This window comes from Candidatus Nucleicultrix amoebiphila FS5 (assembly GCF_002117145.1).
In the GTDB taxonomy this organism is placed as follows: domain Bacteria; phylum Pseudomonadota; class Alphaproteobacteria; order Caedimonadales; family Nucleicultricaceae; genus Nucleicultrix; species Nucleicultrix amoebiphila.
Genome location: NZ_CP008743.1, coordinates 262293 through 285082 on the forward strand (window position 1 = coordinate 262293; position 22790 = coordinate 285082).

A 22790-nucleotide genomic window follows, 5' to 3' on the forward strand; every position below is an offset into this window, starting at 1 on the left:
TTTTGCGTGTATAAATTCTCTTACTGGAGTTTTGAAAGCGGCTGCCCATCAAGATCAGCACAAAAATAACGTAATCCGGTTGATTCCAGCCATTGAATCCCTTCTTCTTTTCCCTTTAACATAGCGATGGTAGAAGCGCTTCCAGCAATAATGCACAAATCAGCAACCACACTTACCGCGCTTAAGCCTTCCATAGGCCACCCTGTTTTAGGATTCAGGATATGGGAATAGCGTGTTCCCTCAATTTCCAAACAGCGCTCATAATCCCCGCTACTGGCAAGGCCTCCCCCTTCTAGCTGGATGATGGCAATCTCTTCACCAGGCTTCCTTGGATGTTGAACACCGATTCCCCACGGTCTTCCATCGGGATGGGGACCAATGACGCCTAAATCTCCACCTAAGTCGACAAGACCATAGTAGATCCCGTGGGAGCGACAAATATTAGCAATAAAGTCTGCGGCGTATTCTTTGACAACGCCTCCAAAATCCAATTTCATTCCTTTGATAGGCAAAGTAAGACGGGGCTTCTTCCAAATGACTTTATCCCACCCCGTTCGTTTCAATAAATCGTTGATGCGCGATTCTTCGGGAAGCTTAGGATTTTTAATCTTAAAATTCCATACATCTTTTAACACACCCGCGGTGATATCGAATAAGCCATCACTGATTCGATAGCATTCATCGGCATAATCCAAAAGAATGGCTGTTTCATCATCAACAACAATGCCCTCTTTACGGCCGGCACTGCGATTAATTTCTGCCGTAAAACTCGTGTCAGCATAGTCGGTGTAATACTGGTCAAGTCTATCTAACTCATATCTAGCCGCCGTTACCACTTTTTCAGCTATTTGTGGAGTGCTAGAATAAAGCGAGAGTGCGCAAGGGCACCCCATGCAACCAAAGGAATATTTGTAAAGGGTCAAATTCATCGTTGAGGAATACACCTTCTAATTACATCCACACCCTCCTCCTCCCAGCCCATACCCCCCCGACGTGCCTTCGCGACTAAAATAGATATGATCTGATAATATTGAATCTAAGGGGTAAGGATCTAACAGCATATGGGATTCCGCCATGTAATTCCGTTCCCAGGGTTCGATATTTGTACAGGCTTGCAAGAAAATAACACTTAACAGACCAAGGATTACAAAACTCATGTTTATTTTTTGGCTTCTTCTGTTTCTTTTTAAAGATTGTAACTGTCTCATCAATTTTCTCTCCCTTAAAAAAGGACTTTTATACTTATGGATGCATAGCGTGTTGCAAATAGATTTCCCGTATTTTTTTGTACATCCTTACTGTTAAATCCATAACGATAGCTACGATGGTTATATCCTACCAGGATACTGGCTTTGATATCGGGTGTGAAATTCTTAGAAACCCTAAACTCTCCATTGATGGAACCAAAACTGGCTAAGCGATAATCAGAGGAACCGTTTCCATTTTGTAGAAGAGGCCTCGCTGGGACAGGGGCACCAGGAGCATTCGTAAAGGCCATTCCATAAAAATCTGCTTCACTTTGTGTATAGAAGCGCACGGATGGGTTAAATTCCCATGTCTCCCAAGGCTGATAATAGGCCAACGTAAAGGTATGGGACTTTATCTTCCAACTATTGGCTGAGAAACGGTAATCAAAGTGAGCAGACGATCCAAAACTCTCAAGATAATGAACGTAACGGGTGACCGCCGAATAGGCTTCCCGAAAATTCGGACGACGATCATAATCAAGCGAAAAAGCACCTAGAAAAATCGCTCCAGGTCTTATGGCGGTTCGCGCATCTCCAAAAATATAAATTGCTTTGTAAGGATCCGATAAAAAGCCCGTATCCACAGCATATTCAAAGTTTTGTTGGATAAAAGATTGCTTTGTTAGATCCTGACGCACACCAAGATGATATTTCTGGGTGTTTTTATGCCCCATGTTCCAATACACGCGTGTAGCCGCCAATCTAGAGATAGTGGGTGGTTTTGAGGATGGATCAACGTTATCCCCCGATAGACTCGCAGCCAACGTTACCGCCGTATTTTTTTTATTAAAATAGAGTGTCGTATCACCAAAAAGAGTCGTTGAACGATAATCATTCTCAACGGAATAAGAAGTGCCCACACCATAATCAAAGCCTTCTCCCTTATAAAGCAATTTAGCTTTCGCTTCACTGCGTTGATCTTGAATAGTAGCCCCAGTTTTGATTTCGATGAGCTGATTAGGAGAACCTCCATGACCAAAGAAATCGCCTGGCGCCATAAGAGACGTTGATGCTCCAGACATGGTCTCACGATTAAAATTAAGATTAAGAGCAAGCTTCTCTGTGATGGGAACGCTTAAGAAGCCATTGTAAACATCTATTTGATAACGATTTTTTGTTTCGTCATAGTGCGTATACTTAAGGGCTGTTTCCGGCCGTAAAACAGCATTTTCTTGTGCAAACGCAATTCCCGGAAGGGTCATGGCAATGGCCGTCAATGAAGAAAGGGCACTCATTTTTTTTTCATTTTTTTTCATTTCTTATCCCTGTCTGCAATTATTCTTCGTCTGACTATTTCGAGCCAGATAAACAACCTTTTTTTAATTAAAATGAAATTTTAAGGGCTACTAAAACAGGCATTGACCATTCATTTCTGCCGTCCTTATAGCGCACATTAATGCCCGACAGATTCGTGGTCGTTTCACTTCTCGTTCTCTGTAAATATTGAGCGCCCGTAGAAAAAGTGATGGCCCATCGCTTATCAAAGCGATAATCGACACCGACTAAAACTGCGCCTTTTAAAAGAGCTTTACTGCCTTGTATTGTAAAATCACCGATGATAGGGCCTGCAACTGTATTGAGTGCCGTTGCTTTTACGGGTGATTGGAAATCAACACCAAGCGATCCTGAAATGAAAGGCACCCAGTTTTTTTTCCAATCAAAATAATAGCGTGCTCCTAAAGCTGCATTAAAATTCGTCCGGGATTTAAAACTAAGAAACCTTTGGCTGGCTGCAGCTGGCACGGCAGGATTCACTTCAACGTTACTGATTCCCGTTTCGTATGAGACGCCCAAGACAGTAAAAACTTCAAAATCGTCTAAGGCTGTAAGACCAAGCTCAATGCTATATCCTATTCCTTGACGAACCGATTCATTAAACCCCAGGCCTCGAAAGCCTTTATAGGCGTTACGACTTGTTCCATTGATAATACTGTCTTGCTTACGAAGATTGAAGGTCATATTTGCAAAGTTCATAGTCAATGGCTTTATACTAAACGTCCCTTGGGGATAAGAAATAGCCTTAACAGGTAAAGAAGCAATAGAGAGGGATATAAATCCAATTAAGGGAAAGATTTTTTTTGTTATACGCATTCAAGTTAGCCCTGTTTTTAATTTTTATAAAATAACTTTTTATGAATTATTAACTTTTTTTAAGTAGAATGTAAACAGTTATAAAAACAAGTACTTCACTCCTAAACAGAAGTCGACCGACAGATCTTACAAAGGAGAGAATCATGATCACTAAATGTTTAACCTTGCAAACAATAAGATATGTCTTTGTTGGGGTATTTTTATTTTATAGCCTCCCAGCATCCGCTACCCCCAATTTTACACTTCCTCTCTTAAATCAATCGGGACACATTAGTTTAAGTGATTATCGTGGAAAAGTTGTGCTCATTGATATTTGGGCTTCATGGTGTGGGCCATGTCGCGTCTCATTCCCCCTTTATGATCAACTCTATAAAGAATTAAAATCAAAAGGATTTGTTATTCTTGCGATTAACACCGATACAGATCTGAATAAAGCCAAGGAGTTTTTAAAGGCGACAGGCGTCAGCTATCCTATTCTTTCAGATCCTGATGCACAGGTTGTATCACAGTTTAATCCTTCAACCATGCCCTATGCACTTTTACTCGATCGCCAAGGCAATATTGTGTCCACCCATGGGGGGTTCTATGAGGACACTTTTGAATCGGAGATCAAACCAAAAGTTGTAGAGCTTGTTAATAAATAGAGCCTCTAACTCAGGTACTGAGCACCATTCAGTGAAAACGTTGAACCTGTAATAAAGCTAGAGTCATCAGAAGCCAAAAACACGACGGCCCTAGCAATTTCTTCTGGATGACCCAAGCGTCCCACAGGGATTTGCGCAACGATTTTATCTAAGACATCAGGAGCCACAGCCCGCACCATATCCGTTTCGATATAGCCTGGAGCAATAGCATTGACTGTCACACCTTTTTTTGCATTTTCTAACGCTAAAGCTTTTGTAAATCCAATCATACCAGCCTTGGCCGCTGAATAATTTACCTGACCTATTTGTCCCTTTTGCGCATTGATTGAGCTAATGTTAATAATGCGTCCAAATTGCCTCTCCCTCATAGGCTCGATCAGCAAACGCGTCATGTTAAAACATGAACTAAGATTCGTCTCCATCACAACGTGCCACTGTTCTTCGGTCATCTTATGAAACATGGCGTCTTTAGTAATTCCAGCGTTATTCACCAGGATATCAATGCTTCCCAAGTCTCTTTGCACTTGAGCAATGCCCGCTGAACACGCTTTGTAATCGCTCACATCCCATTTATAAATATTAATACCTGTTTCAACTTTGAATTTTTTTGCAGCATCATCATTACCATGATAGATCGCAGCAACAGTACATCCTGAATTTTTCAGCTCTTTAGAAATCGCTGCTCCAATTCCACGTGTGCCCCCAGTTACGAGCGCAATCCTTTTAGCCATATTTCCTCCACTGTGTTATTTTTTGATTTGTATTTAACCAACTTAGCAACGGTTGCCAAACATTTTTTTTAGCCTTACGTCCTGTAATCATTCCCACATGGCCAAGAAGAGGTTGCAAAACTGTAACTTGCCGTAACTGTTTTGCCAGACTTAGGGCTGATGCTTCAGGAATAATGCGATCATTTTTTGGAATCACCGTTAAAACAGGAAAGTCTAAAGACTCTAAATCAATTTTGAGAGAAGAAAGTGTAGAAGTTTCAGCTAATTCATTATTTAAGTACCAATTCACAAAACATTCTTTTGCTACCTTCGGTGCTAGATCGACACAATCATTTACCCAATCTTCGAGTTCAACAAACTTCTTTTTCTCTGCAGGCTCCAAATTTTGAAAACGGCGAAATTTTTGAATACCCGCAAGTGGATTAAGACAGTGGAAGAGCATATTGAGAAAAAATCCGCTCACTTTACCTGAGTGTTGAATTTCGATTTCAACCATTCTTGCACACAATTTTAAAAACGACCTGTTCTTAAATGATCGCTGTGAAAAGTCCCACGGCGTTGCCATGAGAATAATCCCATCAATGTCTATCTTACTTTCCATCAACGCTCCCAGCCCTAAAATGCCCCCCATGCAATACCCTGTTAGATAAAAAGGCAAGTCAGGAAAGTGTTGTCTGGATAAGCTCATAAGAGGTTTTAAATAATTCAGAACATACTCTCTGAGGCTGAAATCTTTTTGCTCTTCAGAATAATTTCCCCATTCAACCAACAAACATCGATATCCATTCTTAGAAAGGTAAGCCATCAAGCTGTTTTTTTCAGGAATATCAAAAACATGTGATCTATTAATCAAAGAGGGGATAAATAAAATGACCCCCTTCTCTGTGCCAGCTTTTAGATTATATTTTTGGCCATAATCCTTTACACGCACAGATCCTACTTGCAACAGTGTGGGAGCCTCAACAAACGCGTTATTTCGGGGCGATTCATAATACTCCATAGCTCCTTGCATAAAGGTACCATATCTTTCAAAAGCCTGTCGTTGCAGATTCTCTATAACTTTTGCTTGATCTGGATACTTTTTAATGTGCTGAATGGCATTTAAAAGCTGTTTAGAAAAGAAAATTGGCTCAACATTTTTTTCAAGTAAAGAAACCATCATCGTCTGTAAAGCACCTGCCCACAAATGCATGGCCGTTATATGATGGAAAGGATTTAAACGAAACCTGGCGTTCTGCTTGTTTTTTTTTTCAAAGGGCAATGGCAACCTGCTCAAAATCTTTGGGGGATGAGGACATAAGACGCTTCATAGATTAAAAGCTTTCCCTTGCTCAAGAGCCTCTTGCCATACATCTATGGCATGCTTCATAAACTCTTCCGTCGCTGTCATAAAGCTAGGCGAGAGCATCATTTCTTGATAATAGGCTTCAAAAACATCTAAATAAAGCCCAATGGATTCTTCTAGTTTTTTGTCCATATTTTGCCTCCGTTTGAAAACTTAACCCAAAACTCAGCAGAAATAAATACGCTTGTTTTTTAGACTGCTTCTGAGCATTTCTCCTTAAAGACATTTGCATCCGACTCTTTAGTTTTAAGTAAAAAAATTTATTTTATTATATAGTTATAATTTTATGAAAATAATTTATACTATATTTACATCTTTTTTCTTGACATATGAGTAATTTAATAATATATATGACTTATGTTTGTTCTGCAGAATAACATTTACGCTTGCCTCTCTCCCCCAACAAGAGGGATGGGCGTAAGGATACGTGAAAGAAGTTAAAGAGGTCATTAAGATCTTAAGACCACACAGTAAACGATCTTTTAGAAGGAACAGGGTTAGTTGCCCGCCGGCCCAGGACCTTTTAAGAAGATTTTTAGAGTGTTAAAAGAATTTTTCCCCGGTGAAAAACGGTATCATGCTCTTTCCTCCCTCAGCGTCCTGAGCCACCCAGGCGATGGGGGAGTGAAAGAGTCATCACCCAAGAACAATAAAAAACATCGTCAGAAAACGTCATCGCGCTGGTCTTTCAGAACCGCGACGCTCCAGCGTGCTTATTGGTAACCAAACCACGTCTCTGCGAGGCCCCTTGGCCGCGGCAGTCCATCTTGCTTATTTAACTGGATCACGTCGCTGCGCTCGTGATGACGCACTTCTATAGGCCGTCATCGCGCCGATTCTTTCAGAACCGCGGGGCGATTCAGCGTGTTTATTGGTAACCAAACCACGTCCCTGCGAGGCCCCTTGGCCGCGGCAGTCCATATTGCTTATTTAACTGGATCACGTCGCTTCGCTCGTGATGACAAGAGAGGCCCCTGCGAGGCCCCTTGGCCGCGGCAGTCTAGCCCAGGGCCAAAAACTTATTTTAATTATTTTCAATCTTTGGATCAAAGGTTGCTTTTTGACGAAACTACATTATATGTGAAACAAGAATGAAACTAAGAGGCTTTAAACGTGGCTTTTACACATATTTTGATGGCACTCGCCGTATGCTTCCTTTGGGGCTGCAATTTTATCGCTATTAAATATAGCTACGAGTCTTTTCCCCCCTTTGCCTCTTTGACGATTCGTTTTATCTTAACGTTGATTCCTCTTATTTTCTTTGTTCCACGACCAAAATGTTCATGGGGGTTGCTCTTTAAGATCAGCCTATTTCAATGGATTGGTCAATTCGGCATGAGCTATAGCGCAATTTATCTTGGGTTAACCCCCGGACTTACGGCTCTTCTTCTTCAATCTCACATTATTTTCACCCTACTTATTTCTATCTTTTTTTATCAATACAAACCACAGATGATAGAACTATTAGGAATCTGCATCGCGGTCCTTGGTTTTTCCCTCATAGGCTCTCAAATTGATGGGGCTATTTTTATTGGAGGGTTTCTCTGCGTATTATTTGCAGGTCTTTCCATTGCCTGCTCTACGATGATTCTTAGGGGGCAACGCAATTTGAATATGTTTCAGATTATTATTTGGAGTTGCATATTTCCTATTCTCCCCATGTATGGCCTTTCTTGGTTCTTTGAAGGTCCACAGGCTGTTTTTGAAGGTTTTTCAAAACTTACGGTTAATGCAGGAATTAGCCTTCTTTATACAGCTTATTTCTCAACGATTGTCGCAACACCTCTTTGGGGGATATTACTTAAGAATTATGAGCCTGCCAAAATAACTCCTTTTATGTTGCTTATCCCAGTGTTTGCCATGATTTCATCATACTTTGCTTTTGGCGAGACTTTAACGACAACATCCATTCTCGCCAGCGCTCTTACGATCATTGGATTATTCGTGAACCAACTATCAAGAAGACTTACAAATCGTTTTATTACGGCAAAGGAATCCAGAATAGAAAAGGCCTAAAGAGTTAATGAAAATAAGTATTTTAAGTGTTGGCTCCTTCAAAACATCCCCCTTTATCCCCTTGATAAAAGAGTATCTTACAAGAATAAACTATACGGTTCAGTTTATAGAAATTGAGTTCAAAAAAAAAGTGCATGGTCAAAAGACACATGAAGCACTCTTGATTCAAAAAGCTCTTCCTTCAAACGCTTACATTGTTGCCTTAGATGAAAAAGGTAAGCATATGACGAGTCCTGAACTCGCAAAACATTTTGAAGATCAACAAGTAAAAGGTCATAGCCACTTTGTGTTTATTATTGGCGGCGCTGATGGTCTTGCACAAGAGATTCTTTCAAATGCGGATCTGCACCTTAGCTTTGGACGTTTAACCTGGCCCCATCAAATGGTGCGGCTTATGCTTTTAGAGCAGATTTATCGCGTTCAGCAGATTTTGAGTGGACATCCTTATCATCGGGCTTGATCTCTAAAACTTTCAAAATAGTCTTTGCTGCCCGCACACTAGGTATCTCGTCTCGATATCTCAGCATTTGTTTAAATTTCACAAAGGCTTCTAGTTGTTGTTGGGGGTTCTTTAAGATCCCAAGAAGCTTTTCAGAGAGTTTGCAAGCACTGCAAGCATCTTGTAAACATTCTGGTACAATTGAACGATTCAACAAGATGTTAACAAGACATACATGTCTTACGTAAACCATACTTCTCACAATCCAATACGTCAGAGGGTTGATCTTATAACCAATGACCATTGGTATTTGAGCTAAAGCCAGTTCAATAGCTACTGTCCCAGAGGCTGCCAACGCAAAATTTGATGCTTTCATACCTTGATATTTTTCTGCCGAATTAACCGAGATCACAGAAGGGCATTCCCAGGTTTTTCTATGCTTTTCAATCAGGGGGATATATTTTTCAAAAGTTTGAACAACAACAAAAAGATTAGGAATCTGTTTTTTCAGCTTCTTAATGGTTTCAGAAAACGTTGGCAGCAATTTCGTAATCTCACCTTCTCTGCTCCCTGGTAAAAGACAAAGAACCGTTGCAGAAGGGGGGATTTTATGACGCTTACGAAACAAGCTTCCGTCTGCTTCTTCTATATGAGCCTCAACAAGCGGATGCCCCACAAAAGTCGTCGGTAACCCTTCAACTTCAAAATAAGGCGGTTCCATCGGTAAAAGAGCTAACGCATGCGTAAGAACATGCCGACATTTTTTTGCTCTTCCCCGTCGCCACGCCCAAACTGTAGGCAAGCTATAGTGAATGACAGGAATACCCGATTTCTTAAGTTTTCTTGCTAATCTTAAACAAAATCCTGGGCTATCGATCGTTACCACCACGTCAGGCTTTTTATCAATCGCATCCTGATATGTTTGATTTAAACGTTTTAAAATCCTTGGTATGTGGGGAATAACTTCAAAAATTCCCATGATGGAAAGATCAGCCATTGGAAAAAGACTGTTAAGTCCTGCTTCCTTCATGTGCGTGCCGCCAACACCAAAAAATCGAACAGATGTCAGCTTATTTAAAGCCGCCATAAGATGGCCCCCTAAGATATCGCCCGATGGCTCTCCTGCAACTATATAAACTTTAAGAGATTTCTTCATCATCCGTAACCCCTAAAAGAAAAAGTCCTTCACGATCAGCTAGTTTGATGGAATCATTAGCCTGCATCAAGATTACTCCCTCTGCTTCCATAACAATACCACCCAGACCTGCCTTTAAGGATTGTTCAACAGTTTTCAATCCTATGGTAGGACGATCAACGCGTGTATCCTGTTGGGGTTTGACCATTTTAACGAGAATCCCCTTTGGCCCCTTTTTAAGCAAAGGAATAGATCTCTCGATGAGATTATCTGTGCCTTCTATAGCTTCAACAGCTATCACTAAGCCCTGTTGCACGATCACAGACTGACCGACATCCACGATGCCCAAAGTTTGAGCAACTTTTCTACCATGGATAATATCTTGAAAATAACTCTCATCAGGGTTTACTTTGCCCAATACGCCTCTTGGCGCAAGCAAGTCATGACCAATAATAGATTCTGGACTCAGGACTTTAATTTGAGAGTTTTCTTCAATAAGTTTTATTAAACCTCTTAATAAAGAATCATCGCCAAAAACTTTACCGACAAGTTTTGCCATCCATTGAGCGCCCAATCGATCTGGCTTAATTTCAGCCCACGAAGGTCTGTTAAATTTACCAGCAAAGACAAGTTCTCCAACTTGATGGTCCTTTAAAATTTCCAAACATTGTTGTATTTGTCCAACAGACGACCATGCATGGGGATGCTTTGATATAAATTCTTTATCTGCCTGCCCCTCAAACGCTAAAATTAAATAGTCACGTCCCTCGTTGACACAGAAATGAGCGAGTCGTTCTGGAAGTGCTCCGCGTCCACATAAAATAGCTAATTTAGGAGGCTGCGAGTTCATCAAGACCATTTTTGGGTGCACACAGTTTACGTTTTGTATCTTTCATTATAAATTGAACGACTTCAGAAACTTTGTCATTTGTCGATTCAGCGACCAGTTTTTTGATGCGTTCTTCCAAAGTTCCCAGTGGACTATAGATTTTTTGATAGGCATCTTGTAATGCCTGAATTTCATCGCGCGTTGCTCCTCTACGACGTAAACCAACAAGATTGAGACCAGATAAAAATGCATGCTCTCCACGAACTGAGGCATAAGGAGGAACATCATGACTGACACCGCTCATACCGCCAACAATCGCATAACGTCCAATACGCACAAACTGGAGTACAGCTGCAAGACCGCCAATAATTGCAAAATCTTCAACAACCACATGACCTGCTAAAGTAGCGTTGTTTGCCATAATCACGTTATTACCAATGATACAATCGTGGGCTACGTGACAGCTGGCCATATAAAGTCCATTGTTGCCCACAAGCGTCTTCATACCACCACCCTCAGTACCAGGCTGCATTGTGACATACTCACGAATCATATTTTTCTCACCAATCGTCAGCGTTGATGGCTCTCCCTGGTATTTAAGGTCTTGAGGGCGATGTCCTAGGGAAGCAAATGGATAAATCACTGTTCCTTTACCAATTGTCGTATTGCCCGTAATCACAACATGAGAGTGCAGTTTTACTTCATCATCCAGCGTCACATTTCCACTTACATGACAAAATGGACCAATCTCGACATTGGTCCCCAGTTGAACTGATTTTTCCACTATGGCCGAAGGGTGGATATTTGCCGTCATTTTGCCTCACTTACTGAAATCATTGCTGTAAAGATGGCTTCTGCGTGCAAAACACCATCAACCTTGGCCTCCCCCTTATATTTCCAAACATTACGTCTGTTTTGTATTTTTGTAACATGCAGTTCTAACACATGCCCTGGAAGAACAGGCTTACGAAAACGTGCTTCATCAATAGACATAAAGTAAACTAATTTTTCTTTGTCTTCAGATTTCAAAAATTTACTTACAATCACCCCCGCAGTTTGCGCCATAGCTTCAACAATCAATACACCTGGCATTACAGGATAATTAGGAAAATGGCCTTGAAAAAAAGGCTCATTCACTGTTACTCCCTTAATACCAACGGCACTTTCATCTGATTGAATTTTTTCAATACGGTCTACCATAAGCATGGGATAACGATGAGGGATCAACTTTTTAATTTGTTCTATGTCTAAACTTTCATAATTCAAATTTGTTGCAGTCATAGTCATTGTGATCCACGCTTTTTAGTTGCACTTACCATATGCGCAAGAGAAATCGTTTGCCGATGCCACTGTTTCACAGGAACAGCCGGACTTCCAGCAACAGCTTCTCCTTCAAGGATATCGCGCATTACGCCACTTTGAGCAGCGATTTTTGCACGAGAACCAATATTTAAATGCCCTGTAATACCTGCCTGACCTGCGGCAATTACATAATTCCCCATACGCGTACTTCCAGAAATACCCACCTGCGCTACAATAACGCATCCTTGGCCAAGTCTTACGTTGTGTGCAATTTGCACCAAATTATCAATCCTAGAGCCTTTACCAATTACCGTATCATCCATGCTGCCACGATCAATGGTTGTATTGGCTCCAATCTCAACATGATCTTCAATAATGACACGACCCAACTGAGGAACTTTGACATGCCCCTTCTCGTCCATAAAAAATCCGAATCCTGACTGTCCTATACAAGTTCCCTGATAAATCACGACATGATCACCAATAATTGAAAAACATATGCGCACACCTGCGGAAATAAGACAGTTTTTGCCTATCTTTACTCTTGGTCCAATAACTGCATTGGCTCCAATCTTAGTTCCAGATCCAATTTCAGCATTGGCCTGAATTACAGCACCATATTCAATAACACAATTTTCACCAATTTTCGCTGTCGGGTGAATAGCAGTTTCTTGGATAGAAAAGCGGCTTTCATGGTGAGGATAAAACGCGTCTGCCACAATCCCAAAACAACGATAAGGAGACCTTGTTATGAGAGCCGTCGTTGTTTCCGGACAATGCTGAACCATGTCTGGTTCTACAAAGCAAAATCCAGCGTGTGTCGATTGCAATTGGGAAATGTATTTCTTATTATGTAACATAGCTAAATGGGTTGCTTGCGCTTCATCCAGTCGTGCAATACCGCCCACAGAAGTGTCTTTCGTCACTCCTTGGCCATATCTGACTTCCTTTATGTCTGTTAAGCTTAAAATTGCACTTAAAGGTAAAGGGCCTTTGTATTCAAAAAAATTATGATCTATCATCTTATCCGTACTTTACTTGGAAATACCTGGAATAACAACTTTTACTTTTGGTAGAACTGTATTCAACTTTGTAAGAACTTCCTGTGTTATTTCGACGTCCGGTTCATGTAAGATAACGACGGATTTTGGAAACACCATTGTCAGATGATCGCGTTCTGAAATTTCAATGAGAATTTCTTTTATTTTTTCCTGAATCGTATTAAAAGCATCATCTAAGGCTTTACCTAACTGACTGCTGCGTTCAGTGGTCTTTTCTTGAACCTCAGAGACCCTCTTCTCAAAATCGCTACGCTTCGACTCAATCTCTTGACTCAATTTTTTTTGTGCTTCCGTTTGAAGGGTTTTTTCTAGATCTCTCAATTGATCTTCAATTTTTTGAATCTCATCTTGAAATTGAGCCCTATACCCATCAATCTCTTTACGCACTTCAATAGCCGCGTTTGATTCTTGCAAAACACGATTAAAATCTAAAATAGCAATTTTCAAAGGTTTGGCGCTATTATCCTTTTCGGCATGGATAATTTGAGTACCAAACAGAATCACTAAAAAAGCGCGTAAAATAGTTTTTATCGTCATCGTCTTCATACAACCTTTTATTAAAATCTTGTACTAAAGCCAAACAAGATAAATTGGGTTCTATCATACTTCTCTTTTTTGACTGCCTTTGCAAAGTCCACACGAATGGTACCCAAAAATGGTGTTTTCCAGCGAATACCCGCACCTACTGCAGCTCTGAGAGATGCTTTATCCACAACGTTCACATTACTCTCACCTGTATACCACAAGCTACCAACATCCGTGAACACCGCCCCCTTAACGCTAAACTCATTGGGCAAACCTACAGGAAACGTAAGTTCCGCGGTTCCAGTAAAATAGCGCAATCCATTCATCGAGTCATTGGTAGTAAGATCGCGCGGTCCTACACCTTGTATCTCGAAACCTCTCAAAGAATCGCCACCTAAAGCAAATCTATCAACGATACGAACATTCTTGCCTAAACGATTCATCATACCGCCACGCCCCACGAAAGCGAGCACCCAGTCATCGTGTACTGGATAAAAATAACCGCCAAACACACGCGTTTTAAAATAACGCACAGTTCCACCAACACCCGCTAAGTCGTTACCAAAACCTAAAAAGTATCCTTCTGTCGGATCAAGAGCGCTATCTCGTTGATCATACACGACGTCGTGGCCCATCGCAGAAACAGTATTAATACCGGCTTGTTCCTTAATATAACGCGATGCGTTTTGAGAAATACCGAATACCTCATCTCGACGTAAGCTATAATAAACTTTTTGGATAATATCTTCGGTCAAACGATAGCCAAGACGCAGGGTCGTTCCATAAATTCTCTGACGATAGGATTCATTCTGCTGTTGCTTTTGTTCAGTACGATACAAATCAATGCCAGCTGCCAATTCGCGATTTAAGAAGTAAGGTTCAGTAAACCCAATATCAAAGCTATTTGATCGTCTTGCCAATGTAAAACTGACAGAAAGATCTTGTCCGCGCCCTCTAAAATTTCTTTCGTTAAAGCGCGTCTCAAACAATGGTCCGTCAATCGTTGAGAAACCGCCTCCTACGGAAAGCTCACCTGTACGTTCTTCTTCAACGTCCACAATAATATCAATCTTATCTGGCTCAAGGGTTGGTTCTTTTTTGATCTTTAGATCTTTGAAATGGCCAAGGTTTTTAAGACGCTTTTCTGAGTCCTTCAGCTTGCTCGTGTTAAAAGCATCCCCCTCATAAAAACGAAATTCACGCCTGATAACATCTTCATCTGTCCTGGTGTTACCAATAATAATAATCTTATTGATATACACTCTCGGTCCTTCTTCAATCTGGAAGGTAAGTTTTACAATGTGATTTTCTTCATCTTTTTCAATTTTTGGGTTGATATCAACAAAAGCATACCCGCTGTTTCCTAAAGAATCTGTGAGAAGTGTGATGTTTTTCTCAACAAGTTTTGAGTTGTACCAATCACCTGAACTCATGGTCAGCAGTTTTTTCAAAGAATCGGCCTTCACATCCTCAATTTCAGAAGCAACCTCAATATCTCCAAAAGTATAACGCTCACCTTCTTCGATTGTGAATGTAATAAAGAACTCCTTTTGGTCGGGAGTTAATTCAGCGACCGCAGATTTCACACGAAAATCTGCATACCCATGTTCGAGATAAAACTTTCGCAGTAGTTCACGGTCGTAACCAAGACGATCAGGGTCATAATACGCATCGGATGTAAAGAAACGATACCAACGAGACTCCTTCGTTTGAATAACGGATTCTAGTTTTCCTTCATTAAATTTCTTATTACCAATAAAGAATATCTTGCTGACTTTAGTCGCCTCACCTTCTTGCACTTCAAACACAACGTCAACGCGATTTTGATCTTTTTTAACAACCTTTGGCGTCACAAGAGCTGAGAAATAACCTTTAAGACGATATAAGTCTTGAACACGCTTTGTATCATTCTTCACACGCGTGCTGGTAAAAACTTCTAGGGGCTTTAACTTTAGTTCGCTTTTTATAATTTCATCGGAAATTTCATTGTTACCTTCAATGCCCACTTGGTTCACTGTAGGATTTTCCACAACAGAAATTTTTAAGATGCCATTATCAACTTCTAAGGTAACATGCTCAAACCATTCAGTTGCATAAAGACTCTTCAAAGAATCATCGAGCATTCTCTTCGTATAAGAATTTCCTATGCGAAGATTTTGGCGTGCAACAATCGTTTCCTTGTGAATACGCTTATTACCTTCGATTTCAATTTGATTAATTATAGAACCTGAAAATTCTTGAGCAATAACGCTTGTGCAAGGATGCATACTCGCAAACATGGTTAACGCAATGTAGAATGCCCCCGCCTTAAAAATACGCAACAGAACCTCCGAAAATTAATTGAATAAGTTTTTGATATACATAAAGAATTTGAATCTGGAAAGATCATTCCAAGTTGTAAGCAATACAAGTCCCATGAGCAAGGCAAAACCTATGCGAAATCCAATTTCTTGCGCTTTTTCACTTAACGGTTTACCGCGAACGGCTTCTATAAAGTAAAACAACAAATGTCCACCATCTAACATAGGGACTGGAAAAAGATTAATTAAGCCCAGATTGAGTGACAGGAATGCTGTTAACCAGATTAAATCTATCCAATTCTTTTGAGCAACTTCACCTATAGTTGTTGCAATTCCAATAGGTCCACTTAATCCATCTGCTGATTGCTTACGTACTATGATGCGCCCCACAGATTCAAGCGTAGCATAAGACACATGAATCACATCATGCAGTGCATAACCGAAAGCTGAATAAAAAGGTCGTTTCACTTGATCAAATCCCTGCTGAATCCCCAAGCGTCCAATCTTTTGATCTTTTATCTCAACAACCGTTGGTTTAACAGAAATCGTCAAGTTCTCGCCAAGACGATCAATTTTAAGATGGAGTTGGACATCAGGGCTCTTAACAATAATATCGTGCAACTCAGAAAAGGTTGTCACATTCTTATCGTTCACAGATAAAACTTTATCGCCAACCTTTAGTCCTGCTTCAGCCGCAGGGGATGAAGGCATAATGAATCCAATTTTGGCTTCTGTAGAGGGCATCCTTTGACCTGAAACAATATAAATAATCCCAAAAATTAAAATAGCAAAAAGATAATTCGCAAGGGGACCCGCCGCTGAAACAGCAATACGTTGCCAGACTGTTTTATGAAATAAGGACATTTTCTTTTCTTCATCGCTCATTTCTTTGATTGTTTTCGTATCAGGCTGGCTTGCTGCATTAAGATCGCTAAACATGCGCACATAGCCACCAAGGGGCAACCAAGATATTTTCCAGCGTGTTCCTGAGCGGTCTGTCCACCCCAGAATTTCACGTCCAAACCCAATGGAAAAGACTTCAACTTTCACGCCATTCCACTTAGCAACTAAGTAATGGCCCAATTCATGGACAAAAACTAATAGTGATAAAATAAGGATAAACGGAATTAAATTAACGTAAAGTGTTTGCAGAATGTCCATCAGCCATACCCCTTTTTCTAGTCAAATCTTTGGCCTGCATATTAGGAAGCCTTCGCCTTGTTGGCAAGGGGCTTATTTTATTAATTTTTTAATGAAAAAAGAAGGTGGTGGCTGGGGAGGGAATTGAACCCCCGACACGAGGATTTTCAGTCCTCTGCTCTACCAACTGAGCTACCCAGCCGTAAGATATATGGTCTATAATCAATTCTTTAAACTTTGTCCATAGCATGTGAAAAAAAATATGAACATTGTGATGATTTTTCAGCTAATCGTTTTCGTCCTCTAATTTTTGAGGCTCTTTTTTAGTGTCCTCAGAAGCAATAGGAATACTATAAGCCTCCCCTAACCATTTGCCCAAATCAATCATTTTACAGCGTTCAGAGCAAAAAGGTCGGTACTTTTCAACTGAAGGTTTCTTACAGATTGGACACTTAACATTTTTCATAGACGGGGACATCCCCATGAGATTTATTTCTCGCGGAAAATAATGCGGCCCTTCGTTAAATCATAAGGGGTCATTTCAACAATTACTTTATCGCCAGCCAAGACACGAATTCTATTTTTGCGCATGCGACCTGCAGTATGAGCCAAAATAATATGGTCATTTTCAAGCTTTACGCGAAACATTGCGTTGGGAAGAACTTCCGTTACAACTCCTGGAAATTCAAGTAAGTCTTCTTTCGCCATTCCTTCTCCTAATCATAATTTTTAACAACAGCAAAACTTGCTATTTAGTTTAATTTGTGAATCTTGTATAATCCATTTTAATTATTTCGCCAACCCTTTAGGTTTTAACCACTTGAAAATTATAAACCCATGACAGAAGAACTGACCATTGTTTTCAAGGAATTGGCTGCTGTTTACAATTTTTTGATTCAATACCCTTCGGAATTGATTGCTTTGATTTGGTTCTTATTTTGTTGGATTGGCTATAACTTTGTCACAGATAATATAGTAAAAAGCTCACGTAGCTTGCCAGCGCGTATGCATTTATACCGCGTTCAATGGATGACAACGACTTTAAGACGTGACAATAGAATGTTGGACATTAATATCATCAATGGGTTACAGCAAAGTATTTCCTTTTTTGCTTCAACATCTATCCTAATTATTGCTGGTCTTTTAGCTGTTTTGGGCGCTTCAGATACAGCCCTTGATATTATTAAACACCTCCCTTTTTCTATCGAGGCCCCTAAAAATCTTTGGTATTTAAAAGTAATGATTTTAATAAGTCTGTTTGTATACGCGTTCTTCAAGCATACTTGGGCTTTAAGGCAACTTAACTATGCTTCAATTTTGATGGGTTCAATTCCTCTTGCAAACGAAGCCGATGACCGTTTTATTCCTTCAGCCAGAAGATGTGCAATGATCGCCACGCAGGCTGCCAAGCATTTAAATCGAGGTCTCCGGACCTATTATTTTGGCATAGCTACCCTTGCTTGGTTTATTAACCCTTGGCTCTTTATGATTGCAACCACCGCCATCGTGCTGGTGATGTATCGGCGAGAATACCGGTCACACGTTGTCAAGTTACTCAATATGCCGGGTGAGGAGCCCCTTTCGGATATCCCCACCCACCATTCTGCAAAATAAGCAACCTAGAATTAGATCGCTTACCCTATTCTTCTATCTAAAAAAACAGTTCCAAAAGCAAGCGGCTGCTTTTTGTCTTCAACAGAGACATCCACTTCCTTGGAAAATATTCTAAAAGAAAAATGATGGGGGTTATTCCCATTACCTTGAGGTTTAAAGGTGCATTGTTGAGAAAATATTGTTCCCATTAAATTTTCAGGAAGAACCTGATCTGTCAGCTTCTGTGATTTTTTCTCAAGACTTCTATGAATTAAAGCAAGATTGACCACTATCCTATAGTTAAATTCTTCCTTTGAATCGAGTGTCGTGATCCCTTCAAGAATATAGTTACCCCACTCATCACGCTTAATTTTTTCCTTCTCTGATTCCTTAAGAGCGGTGTTTACAAGATTTTGTAAATCAATGTTTGCTGAAATATGAGGATAAAACTCATCAAAATAAGGCTCACGCATTATGAGCTTAAATTGTCGATTTCCAGCATTAAGTAAGTATTCAAGAGTTTCTGATTGAGGCTCCTGATGAAACACTACAAATTGTCTTTGAAATAATTCCTCATTGAGAACTTGCATAGGGGAATTTATTTTTTGACCAACAATAGTAACATCCGGATATTGTAATTGGTTTTTAAGGAGCTCACGCGTATCCTCAAGTTTATAGGTTTTTTCTGAAGTCTGACTATCCTTATGCGCAGCAATTTCTCTGACCCCATCGATGTAGTAATATCGTTTCGAATCAGTCAGGTAGACCATACGGGTCTTATACGGGTCACTCCCTAAATCTTTCTTCTTTAGACGTGGTAAGGCAGGCTGAACAGAATGGTGAGAAGAACGACGTTTTTTTCTTACAAGAGGTTGTGCCGTACTCGTTGCTGATGACGCTATAGCGCCAAGCCCAGTTTCATGCTTTGCTCTTCCTTTGTCCTTATAGATTTTTCTTAAGGTTGTCACTTTTTCTGGGTTTTGTTTATCTTCTCCAACACTAATAGGAGCAGAATCTTTTCTGTACAAGACAACTTGAGCATGCACAGGGTGCGTATCTGGATCAATCCAACCACCAACTTGAGCGGCTTTTTTTGCGTCTTCTGTAGACTTTACTTCTATAGATCCTTTAAAAGCTACTTTTTTTCCCAATAGATGAGAGCGCTTAGGTTTTTTCCTGAGTGTTGGTTGAGTGCTTTCTTCTTGTGGTTTTTGCACGACAAGAGAACCTGTAGGAGTTAGCTGAGTAATGCTGAGATTATTTAATTTTTCTAGCAAATTTTCCGTCGTTTGATCGCTCTCAGACGATTGATGCGTCGCTGTTTTTGATAATAGATCCTCCATCACTTGATTAAGACCTTCATCAATTGGTAACAATTGACTGAGATCTCCAGATGAATGAGTTTTCTCATCTTTATCCATGGCTTTATGGGCCGAAGCATTGAAGTGTTTACGAGATTTTTTTGCCGACGTTTTTTTCTTCTTTTTTTTCGAGGGTAATAGACCTTCATTATTACCATCTTTTCCTAGTTCAATTGTACTCGGCGGTGTTATTTGCACCTCAGACATTTCTTTAAGAAGTTGATCGAACGATTTCTTATTGAGCTTTTTCCGACGTTGTTTAGCACTTACATAAGTTTCGCCATCGGAATGGTATCTAAGACTGCCTGTATGTAAAATTTCCTCAAGTGCGTCTTCAGAATCGCTCTTAGAAGCACTCAATGTTGTTGAACAAAGTAAGACCACAGAAAGAGAGAGTATGAGGGGGGAAGTAAAACTATTAAATTTCATCGGACTATCACCATAAAATATAGATTGAATAAGTTTAGGGAAAATACATGACCATTTGGAAATAATCAATGAAAAAATAGATACGTGTATTTAATTATTTAATAAATTATTTTTTTTGGGATGTAACAACTTGAACTATATCATTAAACCAATCGGCTATCTTTGTAAAATGAGACTGGGTACCTTTTGGTCTAAAATCATACCAAATCATTTCATTAATAGCAGGAACATTCGCCGCCAAGAAAGAAGAAGCTAGCGTTGCAAGCATACTCCCCCACCCTAAATAACCGCTTATCCCATAACTTATGGATGTACCAATTCCAAGAGTGGGAAGCCAATAGTACCAAGACTTAGGATATTTAAAAATAAAAGCAAACGCATTTTTCTTAATCCAAAAAGAAGTCTGGTATCAATTGAGTTCCAGGAGTCATAGCGTACTGATCAAAATCTGTAACCCCTTCACTCTTCAGCAAGGCATCATCTATAAAAAAATTCCCCGTACACTCATGACTATTTTTAGTAAGAATTATATGAGCAGCGTCTGCCACTATTTTTGGCGACCTTGAAGCTTTCAGAAAGCTCTCTCCCCCCAACATTTGAATGGCTGCGGTAGCGATACACGTACGTGGCCAAAGCGCATTGACAGCAATTTTATCAGTTTTAAATTCTTCGGCCATCCCCAATACGCACATGCTCATTCCATACTTAGACATTGTATAAGCACAATGAGGCTTAAACCACTTAGCATTCATGTTTAATGGGGGGGAAAGCATTAACACATGGGGATTGGCTGCTTTTTTAAGATAGGGAATACACGCTTGGGTAGTCGCAAAAGTCCCTCGAACGTTAATATCAAACATGAGGTCATAGCGCTTCATCTCAGTGGCAAGAGTCCCAGTTAAATTGATAGCACTGGCGTTATTTACCAAAATATCTATCCCTCCGAAGGTCTGAACAGTTTTTTCAACTGCACTGACAATCTGATCTTCAAAGCGAATATCTCCTTGTATAGGCAGTGCTTTTCCCCCTGCTTCTTCAATTTCTTTCGCCACTGAGTATATGGTGCCTTGCAATTTTGGATGCGCTTCTGCAGTTTTTGCAATAAATGCAATATTGGCACCGTCTCGCGCGGCTTTGAGAGCTATCTCTCGACCGATCCCTCGGCTACCACCGGTAATAAATAGCGTTTTTCCTTTAAGATCAGACATTATTCACCTTTAAAATTAGGGTTACGTTTTTCTAGAAAGCTCATAACGCCTTCTGCAAAGTCCTGGGTCTCTAAGCAAGATAAGAAAAGATTTTTCTCGAGATCGAGCTGCTGTGCAAGCGTATTATGAAATGTATTGTTGAGAGCTTCCTTCACATGCGTGAAAGCTTCTGTGGGACCCTTGGCAAGCTTTTTTGCGATTTCTAAAGTTTTTTCTTCTAAGACGTCGTCTTCAACGACCCAGTTAATCATACCAATGTTACATGCTGCTTCACTATTCAGCGAATCATTCATTAATATAAGCTGCATCGCTCTTCTCTGTCCCAAAATCCTGGGTAGTGCAAAAGTTGCCCCCCCATCCGGTGAAAGCCCTATATCGGTATAGGCCAACTTAAAATAAGCATTTTTAGAAGCCACTGCCAAATCTGCAGCCAACATTAAACTCACGCCAAAGCCAGCCGCGGCACCTCTTACTGATGTGAGCACAGGCTTAGGCATGCGCCGAATAGAGATTATAGCATCATGGATATCTGCTATGAGTGAATGAATAATTCCCTTACGTTCTTCAGAAGAATCTTTAATCAAGCTTGCAAAGAATTGAACGTCTCCACCCGCACAAAAATGCTCGCCAGCCCCCTTTATAACAACGCAGCGGACACCCTCATCATATTCCAAATCAGCAAAGGTCTGCCTAAGTCCTGTAGCCATTTGCACATTCATTGTATTGAGGGCTAAAGGCCGGTTTAATGTTACAAGAGCAATGTTATCTTTCTTATCAACAAGAATTACGGGTTCAGTCATTTTTATATTCTTTATTTATTGTGTACCTAACAGTATCTTCCATCTCAATCCATTGAGCGACATATTTGGGTAGTTTGGGAAGCTTTTTTGGCATCTCATGATCAGGATAGAAGTGTTTTATTGCTTCTAAAGTTGGAATTGATTTTCCATTTTCTATAAACAACCCTTTCACAATGCTAAAAGCTATAAGTTTGCCTTTGCTGGTAAAGCGATGCTCTATATAAAACCACTTTTCATCAATACCGATAAGCCTCGTTTTGATTGTATAGCGTTGAAACATATTCAAACTTTGACGAAAACGTATATAGGAGGCACCAAGAACAGTTGCTAATTTTCTTTTGACGAGATGCGTAAAAATTCCTTGCCTAACAATTCGATCAATGCGCGCTAAATCCGTAACGCTTAAATACCGCGAATTAGTCATATGCATATTGAGATCAAGATCATTGGGCCAGACATGGAAATGTACTTCAGAATCATCAAATATACCAATTTTAGACCTAAAAAAACCGTGCAGGACGACTCTTAAGAAGCGTAATAAAAGATTCATTCTCAGCTCCTTGTTTGTATATAAGTTTCTCCGCGTGTGGTAAG

26 protein-coding genes and 1 tRNA gene are annotated in these 22790 nt (G+C 40.2%); 4 read left to right on the forward strand and 23 right to left on the reverse strand.

Translation table 11 applies throughout. The annotated features are described in order from the left end of the window. Positions 1 to 20: 20 nt before the first annotated feature. The 4 genes from GQ61_RS01200 to GQ61_RS01215 form a co-directional block, all read right to left on the reverse strand. Positions 21 to 929: an FAD:protein FMN transferase gene (locus GQ61_RS01200; protein WP_085783554.1), complete on the reverse strand. Its 909-nt coding sequence runs from the start codon at positions 927 to 929 to the stop codon at positions 21 to 23. 18 nt (positions 930 to 947) lie between these two features. Then, entirely contained in the window at positions 948 to 1208 is a 261-nt protein-coding gene (locus GQ61_RS01205) for a DUF4266 domain-containing protein (RefSeq protein WP_232317341.1), read from the reverse strand. Positions 1209 to 1222: 14 nt separating this feature from the next. Then, the gene (locus GQ61_RS01210) at positions 1223 to 2503 is read right to left on the reverse strand and encodes a DUF3570 domain-containing protein (RefSeq protein ID WP_085783555.1); all 1281 of its coding nucleotides are present in this window, start codon (positions 2501 to 2503) and stop codon (positions 1223 to 1225) included. A gap of 67 nt (positions 2504 to 2570) precedes the next feature. Next, positions 2571 to 3338, reverse strand: a complete 768-nt coding sequence (locus GQ61_RS01215) for a hypothetical protein (RefSeq protein WP_085783556.1) — start codon at positions 3336 to 3338, stop codon at positions 2571 to 2573. 143 nt (positions 3339 to 3481) lie between these two features. Here GQ61_RS01215 and GQ61_RS01220 point away from each other — a divergent pair, with 143 nt between their 5' ends. Then, on the forward strand, positions 3482 to 3982 hold the full coding sequence (locus tag GQ61_RS01220) for a TlpA family protein disulfide reductase (protein WP_085783557.1): 501 nt from the start codon (positions 3482 to 3484) through the stop codon (positions 3980 to 3982). Between the two features lie 5 nt (positions 3983 to 3987). Here GQ61_RS01220 and phbB read toward each other — a convergent pair whose 3' ends face one another. From phbB to GQ61_RS09110, 3 genes are all read right to left on the reverse strand, one after another. Then, complete coding sequence (gene phbB, locus GQ61_RS01225; RefSeq protein WP_085783558.1) at positions 3988 to 4713, reverse strand: acetoacetyl-CoA reductase; 726 nt, start codon at positions 4711 to 4713, stop codon at positions 3988 to 3990. Further along, the gene (locus GQ61_RS01230; RefSeq protein ID WP_198157360.1) at positions 4706 to 5875 is read right to left on the reverse strand and encodes an alpha/beta fold hydrolase; all 1170 of its coding nucleotides are present in this window, start codon (positions 5873 to 5875) and stop codon (positions 4706 to 4708) included. Before GQ61_RS01230 ends, phbB begins: the two co-directional genes overlap by 8 nt. A gap of 144 nt (positions 5876 to 6019) precedes the next feature. Next, positions 6020 to 6190 (reverse strand): hypothetical protein, encoded by a 171-nt coding sequence (locus GQ61_RS09110; RefSeq protein ID WP_157111101.1) that lies wholly within the window; start codon positions 6188 to 6190, stop codon positions 6020 to 6022. 981 nt (positions 6191 to 7171) lie between these two features. Between GQ61_RS09110 and GQ61_RS01245 the strand changes: the two genes are divergently transcribed. Together GQ61_RS01245 and GQ61_RS01250 are read left to right on the forward strand one after the other, a co-directional pair. Next, entirely contained in the window at positions 7172 to 8074 is a 903-nt protein-coding gene (locus GQ61_RS01245) for an EamA family transporter (protein WP_085783562.1), read from the forward strand. A gap of 7 nt (positions 8075 to 8081) precedes the next feature. Beyond that, positions 8082 to 8534 carry a 23S rRNA (pseudouridine(1915)-N(3))-methyltransferase RlmH gene (locus GQ61_RS01250; protein ID WP_085783563.1) on the forward strand — a complete coding sequence of 151 codons (453 nt, stop codon included), beginning with the start codon at positions 8082 to 8084 and terminating at the stop codon, positions 8532 to 8534. On the opposite strand, the gene lpxB is transcribed toward GQ61_RS01250, so the two are convergent. The 11 genes from lpxB to infA all read right to left on the reverse strand — a co-directional run bounded on the left by lpxB (position 8467) and on the right by infA (position 17513). Then, positions 8467 to 9672 (reverse strand): lipid-A-disaccharide synthase, encoded by a 1206-nt coding sequence (gene lpxB / locus GQ61_RS01255; protein ID WP_085783564.1) that lies wholly within the window; start codon positions 9670 to 9672, stop codon positions 8467 to 8469. The two genes, GQ61_RS01250 and lpxB, sit on opposite strands and share 68 nt — an antisense overlap. Then, complete coding sequence (locus GQ61_RS01260; protein ID WP_198157361.1) at positions 9653 to 10498, reverse strand: LpxI family protein; 846 nt, start codon at positions 10496 to 10498, stop codon at positions 9653 to 9655. Before GQ61_RS01260 ends, lpxB begins: the two co-directional genes overlap by 20 nt. Beyond that, positions 10479 to 11291 (reverse strand): acyl-ACP--UDP-N-acetylglucosamine O-acyltransferase, encoded by an 813-nt coding sequence (gene lpxA, locus GQ61_RS01265; RefSeq protein ID WP_085783566.1) that lies wholly within the window; start codon positions 11289 to 11291, stop codon positions 10479 to 10481. The genes GQ61_RS01260 and lpxA overlap by 20 nt, the downstream gene beginning before the upstream one ends. After that, positions 11288 to 11764: a 3-hydroxyacyl-ACP dehydratase FabZ gene (gene fabZ / locus GQ61_RS01270; RefSeq protein ID WP_085783567.1), complete on the reverse strand. Its 477-nt coding sequence runs from the start codon at positions 11762 to 11764 to the stop codon at positions 11288 to 11290. Before fabZ ends, lpxA begins: the two co-directional genes overlap by 4 nt. Continuing rightward, complete coding sequence (lpxD, locus tag GQ61_RS01275) at positions 11761 to 12801, reverse strand: UDP-3-O-(3-hydroxymyristoyl)glucosamine N-acyltransferase (RefSeq protein WP_085783568.1); 1041 nt, start codon at positions 12799 to 12801, stop codon at positions 11761 to 11763. Before lpxD ends, fabZ begins: the two co-directional genes overlap by 4 nt. 12 nt (positions 12802 to 12813) lie before the next feature. Next, positions 12814 to 13377, reverse strand: coding sequence for an OmpH/Skp family outer membrane protein (locus GQ61_RS01280; RefSeq protein WP_198157363.1), 564 nt, complete (start codon positions 13375 to 13377; stop codon positions 12814 to 12816). 20 nt (positions 13378 to 13397) lie between these two features. Beyond that, the gene (gene bamA / locus GQ61_RS01285; RefSeq protein ID WP_085783570.1) at positions 13398 to 15686 is read right to left on the reverse strand and encodes an outer membrane protein assembly factor BamA; all 2289 of its coding nucleotides are present in this window, start codon (positions 15684 to 15686) and stop codon (positions 13398 to 13400) included. 15 nt (positions 15687 to 15701) lie between these two features. Next, the gene (rseP, locus tag GQ61_RS01290; RefSeq protein WP_085783571.1) at positions 15702 to 16826 is read right to left on the reverse strand and encodes an RIP metalloprotease RseP; all 1125 of its coding nucleotides are present in this window, start codon (positions 16824 to 16826) and stop codon (positions 15702 to 15704) included. A gap of 105 nt (positions 16827 to 16931) precedes the next feature. Further along, positions 16932 to 17007: transfer RNA gene (locus GQ61_RS01295), tRNA-Phe, on the reverse strand. A gap of 84 nt (positions 17008 to 17091) precedes the next feature. After that, the gene (locus tag GQ61_RS01300; protein ID WP_157111102.1) at positions 17092 to 17289 is read right to left on the reverse strand and encodes a DNA gyrase inhibitor YacG; all 198 of its coding nucleotides are present in this window, start codon (positions 17287 to 17289) and stop codon (positions 17092 to 17094) included. A 5-nt stretch (positions 17290 to 17294) separates the two neighbouring features. Further along, the gene (infA, locus tag GQ61_RS01305) at positions 17295 to 17513 is read right to left on the reverse strand and encodes a translation initiation factor IF-1 (protein WP_085783572.1); all 219 of its coding nucleotides are present in this window, start codon (positions 17511 to 17513) and stop codon (positions 17295 to 17297) included. Between the two features lie 129 nt (positions 17514 to 17642). Between infA and GQ61_RS01310 the strand changes: the two genes are divergently transcribed. After that, the gene (locus GQ61_RS01310; protein WP_085783573.1) at positions 17643 to 18419 is read left to right on the forward strand and encodes a DUF599 domain-containing protein; all 777 of its coding nucleotides are present in this window, start codon (positions 17643 to 17645) and stop codon (positions 18417 to 18419) included. A gap of 20 nt (positions 18420 to 18439) precedes the next feature. On the opposite strand, the gene GQ61_RS01315 is transcribed toward GQ61_RS01310, so the two are convergent. From GQ61_RS01315 to GQ61_RS01330, 5 genes are all read right to left on the reverse strand, one after another. Next, positions 18440 to 20188 (reverse strand): hypothetical protein, encoded by a 1749-nt coding sequence (locus tag GQ61_RS01315; RefSeq protein WP_085783574.1) that lies wholly within the window; start codon positions 20186 to 20188, stop codon positions 18440 to 18442. Between the two features lie 106 nt (positions 20189 to 20294). Next, the gene (locus GQ61_RS09115; protein WP_157111103.1) at positions 20295 to 20456 is read right to left on the reverse strand and encodes a hypothetical protein; all 162 of its coding nucleotides are present in this window, start codon (positions 20454 to 20456) and stop codon (positions 20295 to 20297) included. 118 nt (positions 20457 to 20574) lie between these two features. Further along, positions 20575 to 21396, reverse strand: coding sequence for an SDR family oxidoreductase (locus GQ61_RS01320; protein WP_085783575.1), 822 nt, complete (start codon positions 21394 to 21396; stop codon positions 20575 to 20577). Next, the gene (locus tag GQ61_RS01325) at positions 21396 to 22196 is read right to left on the reverse strand and encodes an enoyl-CoA hydratase/isomerase family protein (RefSeq protein WP_085783576.1); all 801 of its coding nucleotides are present in this window, start codon (positions 22194 to 22196) and stop codon (positions 21396 to 21398) included. Before GQ61_RS01325 ends, GQ61_RS01320 begins: the two co-directional genes overlap by 1 nt. Then, positions 22189 to 22746, reverse strand: coding sequence for a thioesterase family protein (locus GQ61_RS01330; RefSeq protein WP_085783577.1), 558 nt, complete (start codon positions 22744 to 22746; stop codon positions 22189 to 22191). The genes GQ61_RS01325 and GQ61_RS01330 overlap by 8 nt, the downstream gene beginning before the upstream one ends. Between the last annotated feature and the right edge of the window lie 44 nt (positions 22747 to 22790).

Bases quoted from the DNA above. Each gene is read 5' to 3' on its own strand.
- GQ61_RS01260 (WP_198157361.1), bottom strand. From the start codon at position 10,498: ATGAACTCGCAGCCTCCTAAATTAGCTATTTTATGTGGACGCGGAGCA.
- GQ61_RS01250 (WP_085783563.1), top strand. From the start codon at position 8,082: ATGAAAATAAGTATTTTAAGTGTTGGCTCCTTCAAAACATCCCCCTTT.
- rseP (WP_085783571.1), bottom strand. From the start codon at position 16,826: ATGGACATTCTGCAAACACTTTACGTTAATTTAATTCCGTTTATCCTT.
- GQ61_RS01200 (WP_085783554.1), bottom strand. From the start codon at position 929: ATGAATTTGACCCTTTACAAATATTCCTTTGGTTGCATGGGGTGCCCT.
- GQ61_RS01220 (WP_085783557.1), top strand. From the start codon at position 3,482: ATGATCACTAAATGTTTAACCTTGCAAACAATAAGATATGTCTTTGTT.
- GQ61_RS01210 (WP_085783555.1), bottom strand. From the start codon at position 2,503: ATGAAAAAAAATGAAAAAAAAATGAGTGCCCTTTCTTCATTGACGGCC.
- GQ61_RS01330 (WP_085783577.1), bottom strand. From the start codon at position 22,746: ATGAATCTTTTATTACGCTTCTTAAGAGTCGTCCTGCACGGTTTTTTT.
- GQ61_RS01315 (WP_085783574.1), bottom strand. From the start codon at position 20,188: ATGAAATTTAATAGTTTTACTTCCCCCCTCATACTCTCTCTTTCTGTG.
- GQ61_RS01215 (WP_085783556.1), bottom strand. From the start codon at position 3,338: ATGCGTATAACAAAAAAAATCTTTCCCTTAATTGGATTTATATCCCTC.
- GQ61_RS09115 (WP_157111103.1), bottom strand. From the start codon at position 20,456: ATGCTTGCAACGCTAGCTTCTTCTTTCTTGGCGGCGAATGTTCCTGCT.
- lpxB (WP_085783564.1), bottom strand. From the start codon at position 9,672: ATGATGAAGAAATCTCTTAAAGTTTATATAGTTGCAGGAGAGCCATCG.
- GQ61_RS01205 (WP_232317341.1), bottom strand. From the start codon at position 1,208: ATGAGACAGTTACAATCTTTAAAAAGAAACAGAAGAAGCCAAAAAATA.
- GQ61_RS01300 (WP_157111102.1), bottom strand. From the start codon at position 17,289: ATGGGGATGTCCCCGTCTATGAAAAATGTTAAGTGTCCAATCTGTAAG.
- lpxA (WP_085783566.1), bottom strand. From the start codon at position 11,291: ATGACGGCAAATATCCACCCTTCGGCCATAGTGGAAAAATCAGTTCAA.
- GQ61_RS01325 (WP_085783576.1), bottom strand. From the start codon at position 22,196: ATGACTGAACCCGTAATTCTTGTTGATAAGAAAGATAACATTGCTCTT.
- GQ61_RS01230 (WP_198157360.1), bottom strand. From the start codon at position 5,875: ATGATGGTTTCTTTACTTGAAAAAAATGTTGAGCCAATTTTCTTTTCT.
- GQ61_RS09110 (WP_157111101.1), bottom strand. From the start codon at position 6,190: ATGGACAAAAAACTAGAAGAATCCATTGGGCTTTATTTAGATGTTTTT.
- lpxD (WP_085783568.1), bottom strand. From the start codon at position 12,801: ATGATAGATCATAATTTTTTTGAATACAAAGGCCCTTTACCTTTAAGT.
- infA (WP_085783572.1), bottom strand. From the start codon at position 17,513: ATGGCGAAAGAAGACTTACTTGAATTTCCAGGAGTTGTAACGGAAGTT.
- fabZ (WP_085783567.1), bottom strand. From the start codon at position 11,764: ATGACTATGACTGCAACAAATTTGAATTATGAAAGTTTAGACATAGAA.
- GQ61_RS01320 (WP_085783575.1), bottom strand. From the start codon at position 21,396: ATGTCTGATCTTAAAGGAAAAACGCTATTTATTACCGGTGGTAGCCGA.
- GQ61_RS01310 (WP_085783573.1), top strand. From the start codon at position 17,643: ATGACAGAAGAACTGACCATTGTTTTCAAGGAATTGGCTGCTGTTTAC.
- phbB (WP_085783558.1), bottom strand. From the start codon at position 4,713: ATGGCTAAAAGGATTGCGCTCGTAACTGGGGGCACACGTGGAATTGGA.
- GQ61_RS01280 (WP_198157363.1), bottom strand. From the start codon at position 13,377: ATGACGATAAAAACTATTTTACGCGCTTTTTTAGTGATTCTGTTTGGT.